Origin of the sequence: Endozoicomonas sp., assembly GCF_031844845.1 — a bacterium.
Classification (GTDB): domain Bacteria; phylum Pseudomonadota; class Gammaproteobacteria; order Pseudomonadales; family Endozoicomonadaceae; genus Endozoicomonas.
The window spans coordinates 1-11,803 of sequence record NZ_JAVRMB020000328.1 but is presented as its reverse complement, the minus strand read 5'-3'; the positions used below and the strand labels follow the sequence as shown (position 1 = coordinate 11,803).

Genomic DNA, 11,803 nt, shown 5'->3' with positions numbered 1-11,803 from the left:
ACTCAGAGAGCGATGCGGGTGGCCATTTCCAGGGAGCAGGAAAGGCTTGAAGCGAATCTTCCTTTTCTTGCCAGTGTCGGTTCAACCTGTCCCTATCTTGGCCTTTTTGGAACAGTCGTAGGTATTATGAACTCTTTTCGTGGGATGGCCGTGGTTCAGCAGCCGACTCTGGCGTCTGTGGCTCCGGGTATTGCTGAAGCGTTGCTGACCACTGCCGTTGGCCTGGTTGCCGCCATTCCGGCAGTCGTCGCCTATAACCGTTATGCCTCAAGAGCTGACGCGCTTTTGTCCAACTATGAGATCTTTGCTGACGAGTTCTCAAGCATCCTTCATCGCAAAGTTTACAGTCGGACATAAAGGGATCTTACGCCCATGGCAAAGGTACGAATTCGTCGTAAGCCCATGTCTGAAATCAACATGGTGCCATTTATCGATATCATGATGGTGTTACTGGTGGCTTTTATGATCAGTGCGCCTATGTTGACCCAGGGGGTTAAGGTTGAGTTGCCAAAGACCACAAGTGACACCATTACCCCGCCTGAGGATCAGGAAATATTGATTGTTTCTGTCAAGGCCGATGGCAGTTACTTTATTGATCTTGGTTCCAGTCGAGAGAAAGCGGTTGATCTTTCTTCATTGACTGACAAAGTCGCTAAAGTGGCGAGTGCCAGACCGGACATTCAGGTATTGATTCAGGGCGATACCAATGTGGCCTATGGTTCTGTTGTTCAGCTGATGGCCGGCATTCAAAAGGCAGGCATTAGCCATGTTGGTCTGGTAACCGATCCGGTGGCTATGGAAGAGCAGTAGATGAAAAGATGGTTCAATAGCGCTTTTCCTGCCTTTTTTGCTTTTCATGTTAAGCGGGTGAGTGAAGGTTATGGTGTTGCCATAGCCTTGTCTCTGGTTCTGCATATCATGATGTTCACTTTATTGGTGGCGAAGTGGGATGCAGAGTCCAGTGTAAAGATAACGCCGCCGATGCCCATTAGCGCAGCCCTTGTAACGTTGCCCGGGCCTGTTGCAAAGCCCCAGCCGGTCAGGAAGTCTGAAACGCAGGATTTGGCGGCAAAAAAGCGAAAAGATGAAGCCAGAAAACAGGCAGAAGTAAAGAAGCGAGCTGAGGCTAAAAAGAGAGCTGAACAGCAGCGCAAGGAGAAAGCGCTGGCATTGAAACGGGAGCAGGAACAGGAAAAGAAAGAAGCGCTTCGTAAAAAAGAAGCAGCGGCCCGTGAGTTGCGAGAGCAAGAGAAACGGCGACAGGAGAAAGCGCAACGCCGTAAAGAAGAGGAAGCGCGGGAGCAAGCTTTGGCAATGGAGCGGCAGGCCTTACAAGAGGCGCAACAGCTTGAATATGATCAGCTGGAAACGGCTAAATACTCCGCCTTAATAGAAAGCCTGACTGCCCGATATTGGAATCGCCCCCCCAGCGCCCGTAACCATATGTTGGCAACGGTTCAAATAAGCCTTTCCCGTTTTGGCGATATTATTGATATCAGGTTGGTGAAATCCAGTGGTAATGATGAATATGACCGCTCGGTCACACAGGCTATTCGGTTAGCGGCTCCTTTTTCGGAGTTAAAAAATCTTGATGGCAGGATTTTTGATCAATATTTCCGACGAATTACTTTTAATTTCAGCCCTGAGGATCTGGTGAGATGAGGCATTTATTTAAAACGGTTTTATTCTTTTACTGCCTTTTCTGGGGGCTTATTGCTCAGGCTGAGCTGGTTATTGAAGTGACCCGGGGGAATGATAAGGCGGTATCCATGGCCGTGTCCCCATTCAGCTGGAAGGGCGATAAAGTCCTTCCGGAAGACCCGGCGGCTATTATTGATAATGACCTGAAACTCAGTGGCCTTTTTAAAGCGATGCCTCGAGCCAGTATGCTCAGTTTTCCTGCTAATGAGCCGGAGGTTTACTACCGTGACTGGAAGGTATTGGGTGCTTCTTACCTGGTGACTGGCCAGATATTGCTGAAAGACAGTGCTTATACCATGAACTATCAGCTTTATGATGTCATTCGAGGCAAGCGTATTGCTAAAGGTGGATTTACCGGTAACAGTGCCCAGCTCCGTGCGATGTCACATCGTGTCAGCGATGCTATTTATGAAAAAGTTACCGGCTTACAGGGTGATTTTTCTACCCGGATTCTTTATGTCACGGCACAGCGACACGATGCGAAAAGAACGGATTACCAGCTGAATTATGCGGATGCGGATGGCAAACGAACCCGTAAAGTATTCAGTTCAACTGAACCTGTTTTGTCGCCTAGCTGGTCACCGGACGGAACTAAAGTCACCTATGTTTCCTTTGAACAGGGGCGACCCGCAATATACCTGCAGGAACTGGCTACGGGTAAGCGCAAAAAGCTGACGGGCTTCAGGGGGCTGAATAACTCTCCGGTCTGGGCGCCTGATGGTAAATCCATTGCCATGGTGCTTTCCAAAGATGGCAATCCGGATGTGTATGTTCTCGATCTGGCCACCAATAAATTCAGCAATGTAACCAGGCATTATGCGATTGATACCGAGCCGGACTGGATGCCGGATGGGAAGAGTTTTATTTTCACTTCCAATCGCGGGGGGAGCCCTCAGGTTTATCAGCAGGATATCAGTCGAAAAAGTAATGGTGAGTTTATTTCACAAGGTAAGCCTCGTCGCCTGACCTTCGAAGGACGGTTTAATGCCCGTGCTAAAGTTTTCCCTGATGGGAAGTCTCTGGCGCTGGTTCATAAAGGTCAGGGAGCAGCTGATTTCAATATTGCGATCCTTGATCTGGATACCGATCGACTGCGGCTACTGACCTCTTCAAAGCTGGAAGACTCTCCAAGCATTGCGCCTGGTGGTCGTCGGTTGATTTACTCGGTTCAGGGTGGCAAACATGGTGAGCTGGGAATTGTTTCTGCGGATGGTCGAGTGAAGCAGCGTCTGCCTTCTGCTGAGGGTGATGTCAGGGAGCCTGCATGGGGACCCGGTACTAAGCTCAGATAAGCCTTTTTAAGAGAGTCGCTACCCGCTTCCCGCTTCCCGCTTCCCGCAAAAGCGCAAGCGATCCTGACTTTTTCGGGCAGCGGGAAGCGGGCGGCGGGAAGCGTTCGTTGAAATGGGAAAGTTAATTAAGGACGGTTTCTAATTGCCCTGCTGATTTCCCGGCTTGCTGCTATGATCGTTTAATCAATTCTCATTTTTTTGGTAGCCCTTTTTATGAGGAAGTCTTATCATCCCTTGCTGTTCGGGCTGTCTGAGCTAGTCTGGCGTCCTAAGTTCTGATAGTGTACTGCACAAGTTTTTAAAACCCCGTAGAGAATGACTGGAGTTGAACATGCAAATCGGTAATGTTGTAAAAGCTGCTTTTATGGCAGCAGCTGCTATCTGGTTGGCAGGCTGTGCTTCCAAGAACGAGCCAACCATGGCAGAAACCCAGCCACCGGTTATCACTGTTGAAGAAGAAGTGCTGGTTGAAGTTCAGCCCGTTCTGGATCCGGCGGTTCAGGCGGTTGTCGATAGCGGCAGGATTGATGAGTCTCCCGAAGCGATTCAGGCTCTGCTTGAAAAGAATGTTTACTTTTTTCCATTTGATAGTTCAAAACTGGGTGACGAAGCCTACAAATCTCTGGATGTCCATGCTGCATACCTGACTTCTGATATGGGCTACATGAAAAACATCGTGATTCAGGGGCACACTGACGAGCGTGGTACCCGTACTTACAACCTGGCTCTGGGTGAGCGTCGCGGCAATGCTGTGAAGGATTACCTGGTTGCTAAAGGTGTAGCTGCTAACCGTGTTGAAGTGATCAGCTTTGGTTTTGAAAAGCCTCTGGATCCAGAGCACAATAGCACTGCATGGGGTATGAACCGTCGTGCTGTTATTATCGTTGAATAAAAGCTGAGTAATCTTTGGTTCCGAATGGGGGTTGAATGAGTACAGGTAAAACAAACCCAAAAAAGGCTTTTGGACTGCTGGCGTTGCCTTTATTGCTTGCCAGCACTTTGAATAGTGATATTCAGGCAGCACCCGCGCCTGTTGAAGAGTCTAAACCTATGGGGGGGGACTCATCTGAAGTGAGAACTGTGGTCAGTAGAATTTCAGATGAATCTGTAACGATTTCACCCTCAGCTGGTTCTCTTGGTAACAAGAAGGATGGAGAGATAAACGGCACAGCGCATCTGCTCAATACCATTGATCAGGTGCGTCAGGAAATGATGGAAATGAGAGGCCAGCTTGAAGAGCAGGCTTTTCGTATTGAGCAACTTCAGCAGGAAGGCAGGGACAGGTATCTGGACCTTGATGAGCGTATTTCCCGTCTGAATGATCAGGGTCATAGTGTTAAGGGTGGAGCGAGTGGTTCTTCCGTTGCAGCCCTGCAATCGCCGATGGTAAATAATCCGGTGACAGCTCCCTCAGAAAAAAGCGATCAATCCCCATTAAAAGCTGAAGAGGCGGCCTACCAGTCTGCATTTGCTTTAATCCGATCCAAACAGTTTGATCAGGCAAAAGAGGCGCTTCAGCAGCAGCTCATAGCTTATCCCCAGGGGCGTTATGCAGATAATGCCTACTATTGGCTTGGTGAGGTCGATATGGCTCAGGGTCGATATGATGAAGCCCGGGATTCTTTTCAGGTGGTATTGAGTGATTTTCCCAAGAGTCCAAAGATTCCCGATGCCAGTTATAAGCTTGGCAGGGTCTATGATTTGCTGGGCAATCAGAAAAAAGCCAAAGAACTCCTGAAGTCGGTAGTCCGACAGTATCCGGAGAGTGCTGCATCCCGCCTCTCTGATACGTATCTCAGGACTATGGGTGGCTCCTGACTCTTCTTCGGTGCAGGCTGCTCTCCTGCACCACTACGTGTTAATTCTCTTCGTTTTGCTTCTTCATACTTTCCCAATTTTTATTCTGTTAAAAAGTACTATTTTAAGAGGATGCATGGTCCGGCAGGCTCTCTGCTATTCTGGTAACTTTGCCTGAGCAGGCATTTTGATGATTCGAATTTCAGAAATATTTTATTCTCTCCAGGGGGAGACAAGAACAACAGGCCTGCCTACTGTGTTTATCCGGCTGACCGGTTGTCCATTACGGTGCACCTGGTGTGATACGGAGTATGCTTTTAAAGGCGGTGATTTATTATCGTCGGATGCAATTTTGGATAAAGTCTCTGAGTATGCTCCAAAATATGTCACAGTTACCGGTGGTGAGCCGCTTGCTCAGCGAGAATGTCACCAGTTGTTGAAGCTTCTGGCCGATCGGGGTTATGAAGTCTCCCTTGAAACCAGTGGCGCTATTACCCTGTCAGAAGTGGATCCAAGAGTGGTTAAGGTTATGGATCTTAAACCACCTGCTTCCGGTGAATCACATCGAAACCTCTATGAAAATATCCGGTTTCTGGATAAGAAAGATCAATTAAAGTTTGTGATAGCAGATCGAGGTGATTATGACTGGTCTGTTTCCAAGATGATTGAATATGATTTGGCTGGCAGAGTCTCTGATGTTCTTTTTTCCCCGGTCAGTGGAGAGATGTCAGCACAGTCGCTGGCCAGCTGGATTCTTGAAGACCGGCTTCCGGTAAGATTTCAATTGCAGCTGCATCGTATGATCTGGGGTGATAAGCCTGGTGTTTGAGTTTGGCCAGGTTGGGATGTCAGGTATTGTTGGGAGTTAGAGGGTGTTGCAGATGAAGAAAGCGGTTGTGTTGCTCTCAGGTGGTTTGGACTCGGCCACCGTACTGGCTCTTGCAGCTGAGCAAGGGTATGAGACTTTTTCCATCAGCTTTGATTATGGGCAGCGTCACCATGCTGAGCTGGAAGCATCCCGTCGTATAGCGGATGCTTTGGGTGTCAGAGAACATAAGGTTATAAAGCTGGGGTTGACGGATATCGGCGGCTCAGCATTGACCGATGAAGATATTGCAGTACCGGACTTTGGTGACCCCCTCAAAGAGACAGAAAGCACTGTTCCAGTCACTTATGTTCCTGCAAGAAATACGATTTTTCTATCCCTTGCCCTTGGCTGGGCGGAGGTACTGGGTGTCCGTGATATTTTCATTGGCGCCAATGTAGTTGACTACTCTAATTATCCGGATTGTCGCCCTGAATACCTGAAGGCTTTCGAGGAGTTGGCTAATCTTGCGACCCGGGCTGGAGTGGAGGGTGACCACTTTCGAATAAGAGCACCTTTGTTGAATTTAACCAAGGGCGAAATTATTTCAGAGGGAGCAAGGCTTGGCGTGGATTATGGAATGACAATTTCCTGTTATCAGGCTGATGATCATGGCGTTGCCTGCGGTGTATGTGATAGCTGCAGTTTCAGGCGTAAAGGCTTTCTTGAGGCAGGTGTTCCTGACCCAACCCCTTACCGTACCGTTATTTGAAACTGTGTGCTGGTCAAGGATTTGTCCTGGAATAATATCTGCATTTTATTAAAGCTTGCGAAGCCCGCTTCCCGCATAAGCGGAGTCGGCTTTTTCGGGCAGCGGGCAGTGTTTGTTGATAAGGGCCTTTTCGTTTCTGTGGTCCTTGAGTAATCTGTGAGCAGATTGCTTATTAATCTGCTTGTAAAACAAATTCTACTGCGTATAATTTCCCGGATCGGGTCGTTAGCTCAGTTGGTAGAGCAGTTGGCTTTTAACCAATTGGTCGTAGGTTCGAATCCCACACGACCCACCATTTCTCTCATTCCCTTCTTTTAGTTTTATCCCTGTATATCCGTAAGAATCTTCAATAGTGAGTGCTGATGCAGGGGCTTGTCTGTGTTAGACTGCGTGCCAAATTTTTAAAAATGCCAGCTTTATGAATGCAGTGATAGACAGAGAACTCGTTCAGGGCCATTTGCAGAAGGCTCTATCACCGGTGAACCCGGTTGAAAAGGAAGCCAAGAAGGCCAGAATTAAAAACCTTTTGAAAGAAAAGGGTGCCGTTCTGATTGCTCACTATTATACAGATTCTGTCGTTCAGGAGCTGGCTGATGAGACTGGCGGTTTTATCGCTGACTCATTGGAAATGGCTCGTTTTGGTGCCCGGCATGACGCAGAAACACTGATTGTGGCTGGTGTTCGCTTTATGGGGGAAACGGCCAAAATCCTGAGCCCTGAGAAGCAGGTACTGATGCCAACATTAGAAGCTGAGTGCTCTCTTGATCTGGGTTGTCCGGTTGAAGAGTTTTCTGCTTTTTGTGATCAGTACCCTGACCGTGAAGTTGTCGTGTATGCCAATACTTCTGCAGCGGTGAAGGCCAGGGCGGACTGGGTGGTGACTTCAAGCTGTGCTATCGACATTGTTGAAAGCCTTGATGCCCAGGGCAAGGGCATTGTCTGGGGGCCGGATAAGTATTTAGGTAGTTATATCCAGAAAAATACCGGTGCAGATATGCTGCTCTGGGATAGTAGCTGTATTGTCCATGAAGAATTCAAGGCAAAAGGTATTCTTGATCTCAAACAGGTTTATCCGGATGCTGCCATTCTGGTTCATCCAGAGTCACCGGATTCTGTCGTGGACATTGCTGATGTGGTCGGTTCCACCAGCCAATTGTTAAAAGCCACTCAGGAAATGTCCAACAATACATTTATTGTCGCCACTGACCGTGGGATTTTCTATAAAATGCAGCAGGCGTCTCCGGACAAGCGTTTTTTGGAAGCACCTACCGGGGGCAGCGGTGCGACTTGTCGCAGTTGTGCCCACTGCCCATGGATGGCGATGAATACGTTGGATGCTTTGCTGGATTGTCTGGAAAATCCGGGTGATCTGAATGTGATCGAGGTCAGCAATGGGTTACGTGAAGGTGCGTTGAAGCCTCTTAAGAGAATGCTCGATTTTACAGCTTCCCAATAGTGAAGGGGCGGGTATGTTTTTACCGGCGGTAATCACTGCGATTCAAAAATGAAGTTTGGTTCCCCAACGGACAGCACCCTCAAGGGTGCCGTCAGTGATTCAGCTGGCTCTCCTTGAATGATACTTGAAAGTCTTGATGCCAGAGTGATGGCCAGCTGCCGCCAGAGTATGGGCATGATCAGGTATAGAGGGAAATCACTTTAAATTGTTAAGGTAATCCTGGTGATTCAGCCAGGCAAAGCCCATTTGAAAGGCGCTTTCCTGAAACTTCTTTAAACCTGCTTCTTTCATATCAATGTATATCGGTGTTTTCTTAATTTGTTCCTTAATAAGCGCAGGAGCAACCAGATCTACATTGAGTTCCGGAATCAGCTGGATAGCGGATTCAAGTTTGAAGCCAACGGCACCTCCTGCAAATTTCCCTTTTTTAGGACGTTCACGGATGATCACATCCTGAACATTGTAGTCTTCCAGCAGTTTGCGAAAAGAAAACTGAAAGCCTTTCATGTCTTCAGAACTATCCGGGTTTCTGATGGTGATTTTTTGTTGACGGCAGTCGTGTATATCAAACAGGCCATCTTTTGACAGAGACAAAATACAGAGCACAGCATCGCTGCCTTGCATATCTACACTGCAGATCTTCATAAGGTTACTCTTGTTACACAGGCGCAAAAGGTGGGCATTATACGCTAAATTGCTTTGGGATTGGCGCTCTGGTGCAGTCAATCACTGATATCCAGTCTGAACGATTTTTGACTTTTATAATGAGATTTTACAGGCTCAGTGCATCATTGATGCCCGTTGTCCGCTTTCCGTAGTCCGTTGTCCGCAAAAGCGCGAGTGATTCTTGCTTATTCGGACTACGGATTACGGATTATGTTTGTTGAAATGAGGGGGTTATTTCAGGACAAATCCTAAGTCAGTGGTGCTTGCCATGAGCCTGTAATTCGAGCGTTTAACTGTTCCTGATTTTCTGACGGTAATTTTGCATATTCGTCAGCTTCTGCTGTAGCTTGGACTTCAAAGAGAAGTTATCCCCTGCCATTTTTACTGCGTACTCAAGATGTTTGATGGCGTCATCTGTGTTTCCGTTCAGGAAAAAATATTCTGCCCTGGATTGATGAAGCCCAACAATATCATCAGCCAGACCCTGAACTTCTGCCAGCTCAAACCAGATATCAGGATCATCGGGGCGTAGACGACTGAGTTTAAGTAATTCGTTACGGGCTTCGATATAGTTCTGCTGTTTAAGCAGGATTTCAGCCCGTGTAGCAAGAAGAGGGTAGCTGTCAGGGTTGATGCTTAAGGCCTGATCAATGCGTGCAAGGCCCTGCTTTGCCTTTCCTGCTTCGGCTTCAAGGGTTGCCTGGGTCATAATCAGGTGGGGATTATCAGGGTATTTCTGCATCAGCAGTTTCATCTGATGTTCTGCTTCTTTGAAATCTCGAGTTTGCATACTGGTTAATACCAGCCCGTAGCGAGTGCTTGCGCTCTTTATTTTCGAGCCGGAGGTTAAGCCGGAATTTAATTCTTTGCTGAGTTGTCTGGCCATTTCATGATGATTATTACTGTTTAGTACAGCCGCACGCATTCTCATAAAATGGTAATTCAGAGAGCCTTGGCCGGTTGTTAATTTTTGGGCTGACATCTGATCGGCACGAGCGCGGGAATCAGCAATTCGGTTTTCTGTCACAGGGTGTGTGAGCAGGAACTCGGGTGGTCGACTACCATAGCGGCTGGATTTGTTCATTTGCTCAAAGATTTCTGGCATTGCCTGAGGGTCAAAGCCCGCTTTGGCCAGGGTGGTAATGCCAAGATTGTCTGCTTCCCGTTCAAATTGACGACTGAAGCGAAGTTGTGAGCTTTGCATGCCGGCAACCGTTGATGTGAGTGCTGCAGCACCGGCATCCCCACCTACAGTAGCCATAATCAGGATGGAGCCAAGAATGGCAGCAGCCGTCGGGATGCTCTGGTTGCGTGCTTCTTCTACATTACGGGCATAGTGTCGTTGGCTCAGATGTGCCAGTTCGTGTGCAAGTACGGCGGCAAACTGAGCTTCTGTTTCTGCATTGAGAAACAGTCCGGTGTTGACGCCAACAATACCGCCTGGCGCGGCAAAGGCATTGAGTACCGAGCTGTTAATGACCAGGGGAACAAGCCGGTGATCCTGAAGCTCACTGGAAGCAGCCAGTCGGAATATCAGGTTTTCCAGATAGTCTTTTAATTGTGGGTCAGAGACCATGGGGGTCTGATTACGAAGGATTTTCAGCCATGATCGTCCCAGTTGATATTCTTCCTGTTGGGAAATGATACCGGAAGCGGTATCACCCAGGCTCGGCAGATTCAGGGTGCTGGTCACTGCAGAGTTCGTAAAGGCGGCGCCGGAGAAAGTAGTCAGCACAGTAGTCAATATTAGCGCTGACAGAAAGCCCACTGGTTTCATAGAATATCCATACTCGTGTTTTCTGCGGTACACTTTATCACGAAACTATTTATTTCGAAGGTTATTAGGAAGATCATCACGAAAGCGAAGCTATTATAAAAATGGTTGATCATGGGGAGGACCTTACCTCTTTTGGGCGTTTGCCCGTTAAAGTGCTTACACAGTTTTGACGCTTTAATTAATAGATGTTCCAGCTTTATTGCAGATATATAAAAGTGAAGTGTGATCTCCTGTCGCTGTATCAAGAGTGTATCAAGAGTGTATCAAGAGTGTCTCAAGAGAATGATGTCGTTATGATGGATGTTGATCAGGCTGTTGACCAAGAGATTGATCTTAAGGGCATGAGCTGTCCACTGCCTTTGTTAAAAACAAAACAGGCATTAAGCCGGATGCAGTCAGGGCAGGTTATTAGAGTGTATGCTACAGATCCTGGCTCTGTCAGAGATTTTTCCAGCTTTGCCAAAATCAGTGGTCATATCCTGATTGCCAGTGAAGAAGATCAGGGCGTTTTTATTCATACATTGCAGCATAAATAAAACAGGCTGAAGTTGGTGACTTGAGTCAATGACAAGCAACGGAGCAATTGATGCTGAATGTGATTAAGGGGTGGCTGCACAGCTATCTTTCAGACCAGGAAGCGATCGTTCTTCTGGTTATTTTACTGGTTGGCTTTGTTGTTGTCCTGACCATGGGAGCAATGCTGGCACCGGCACTGGCCGCATTGATATTTGCTTTTTTGATGCAGGGTCTTGTTAGTTGGCTTAAGCGGCGAAATCTACCTCATTTATTGGCGGTAAATCTGGTGTTTACCGGGTTTATAACAGCGCTTTTAGTGGTGATTTTTGTCGTTGTTCCACTGGTCTGGGAGCAGATTACGCATCTGTTAAATGCCATGCCTGGCATGATGCGTGAAGGTCAGGCGCTGCTGGTGAGCTTGCCAGATTTATATCCGGGTTTTGTTTCCGAGTCCCAGGTGGGTTTGCTGGTTACCACCATTAATAAACACCTTGCAGATTTCGGTCAGAAGGCATTTTCTTTTTCGTTATCCAAGCTGTCGGGTATTGTTGCCTTACTGGTGTATCTGATTCTGGTGCCTATTCTGGTATTTTTCTTTTTAAAAGATAAAGATGTCCTGCTTGGCTGGATGGCTGGTATTTTACCCAGACGTCGTCGTTTGCTTGACCAGGTGGCTGATGAGATGAACGACCAGATCGCCAATTATATTCGTGGTAAAGCCATCGAGATTGTGATTGTCGGTGGGGTCAGTTATGTGCTTTTTGCCATTCTGGGAATGAGTTATTCCGCGTTGCTGGCCGTGATGGTTGGCTTTTCGGTTGTGGTGCCATACATCGGCGCGACGGTAGTCACCATTCCTGTAGCGATTATTGGTTTCTTCCAGTGGGGGATGGGTGACCAGTTTCTGATTCTTATGGTGGGTTATGCCATTATTCAAGCGCTTGATGGGAACGTACTGGTCCCGTTACTTTTCTCGGAAGCCGTTAACCTGCACCCTATTGCAATTATTCTGGCGGTTCTG

Annotated in this window: 13 protein-coding genes and 1 tRNA gene; 12 read left to right on the top strand and 2 right to left on the bottom strand. The window is 47.6% G+C overall.

Features of this window, described 5'->3' with window-relative positions; genetic code table 11:
• From RM811_RS18300 to nadA, 10 genes are all read left to right on the top strand, one after another.
• Window positions 1-357 (top strand): MotA/TolQ/ExbB proton channel family protein (locus RM811_RS18300; RefSeq protein WP_402527193.1); only part of this gene is annotated, 357 nt, incomplete at its 5' end.
• 15 nt (window positions 358-372) lie between these two features.
• Window positions 373-810 carry a protein TolR gene (gene tolR / locus RM811_RS18295; protein WP_402527191.1) on the top strand — a complete coding sequence of 146 codons (438 nt, stop codon included), beginning with the start codon at window positions 373-375 and terminating at the stop codon, window positions 808-810.
• Window positions 811-1,662, top strand: coding sequence for a cell envelope integrity protein TolA (tolA, locus tag RM811_RS18290; RefSeq protein ID WP_402527189.1), 852 nt, complete (start codon window positions 811-813; stop codon window positions 1,660-1,662). It begins immediately after the preceding gene.
• A complete protein-coding gene (gene tolB / locus RM811_RS18285; protein WP_402527187.1) occupies window positions 1,659-2,993 on the top strand; it encodes a Tol-Pal system beta propeller repeat protein TolB in 1,335 nt (444 codons plus the stop codon). The genes tolA and tolB overlap by 4 nt, the downstream gene beginning before the upstream one ends.
• 331 nt (window positions 2,994-3,324) lie before the next feature.
• Window positions 3,325-3,885 carry an OmpA family protein gene (locus RM811_RS18280; protein WP_402527185.1) on the top strand — a complete coding sequence of 187 codons (561 nt, stop codon included), beginning with the start codon at window positions 3,325-3,327 and terminating at the stop codon, window positions 3,883-3,885.
• Between the two features lie 35 nt (window positions 3,886-3,920).
• Window positions 3,921-4,811, top strand: coding sequence for a tol-pal system protein YbgF (ybgF, locus tag RM811_RS18275; RefSeq protein WP_402527183.1), 891 nt, complete (start codon window positions 3,921-3,923; stop codon window positions 4,809-4,811).
• Window positions 4,812-4,980: 169 nt separating this feature from the next.
• Entirely contained in the window at window positions 4,981-5,619 is a 639-nt protein-coding gene (gene queE, locus RM811_RS18270) for a 7-carboxy-7-deazaguanine synthase QueE (RefSeq protein ID WP_402527181.1), read from the top strand.
• A gap of 52 nt (window positions 5,620-5,671) precedes the next feature.
• Complete coding sequence (gene queC / locus RM811_RS18265) at window positions 5,672-6,367, top strand: 7-cyano-7-deazaguanine synthase QueC (protein ID WP_402527179.1); 696 nt, start codon at window positions 5,672-5,674, stop codon at window positions 6,365-6,367.
• A gap of 219 nt (window positions 6,368-6,586) precedes the next feature.
• Window positions 6,587-6,662 (top strand) — tRNA-Lys (locus RM811_RS18260).
• 123 nt (window positions 6,663-6,785) lie between these two features.
• On the top strand, window positions 6,786-7,823 hold the full coding sequence (gene nadA / locus RM811_RS18255; RefSeq protein WP_402527177.1) for a quinolinate synthase NadA: 1,038 nt from the start codon (window positions 6,786-6,788) through the stop codon (window positions 7,821-7,823).
• Window positions 7,824-8,018: 195 nt separating this feature from the next.
• Here the strand turns inward: nadA and RM811_RS18250 are convergent, their stop codons facing one another.
• A complete protein-coding gene (locus tag RM811_RS18250; protein WP_402527175.1) occupies window positions 8,019-8,468 on the bottom strand; it encodes a DUF3010 family protein in 450 nt (149 codons plus the stop codon).
• Window positions 8,469-8,778: 310 nt separating this feature from the next.
• Window positions 8,779-10,266 carry a M48 family metalloprotease gene (locus tag RM811_RS18245; protein WP_402527173.1) on the bottom strand — a complete coding sequence of 496 codons (1,488 nt, stop codon included), beginning with the start codon at window positions 10,264-10,266 and terminating at the stop codon, window positions 8,779-8,781.
• 215 nt (window positions 10,267-10,481) lie between these two features.
• Here RM811_RS18245 and RM811_RS18240 point away from each other — a divergent pair, with 215 nt between their 5' ends.
• A complete protein-coding gene (locus RM811_RS18240) occupies window positions 10,482-10,802 on the top strand; it encodes a sulfurtransferase TusA family protein (protein WP_402527171.1) in 321 nt (106 codons plus the stop codon).
• A 50-nt stretch (window positions 10,803-10,852) separates the two neighbouring features.
• A partial coding sequence (locus tag RM811_RS18235; RefSeq protein WP_402527169.1) for an AI-2E family transporter occupies window positions 10,853-11,803 on the top strand: 951 nt, incomplete at its 3' end.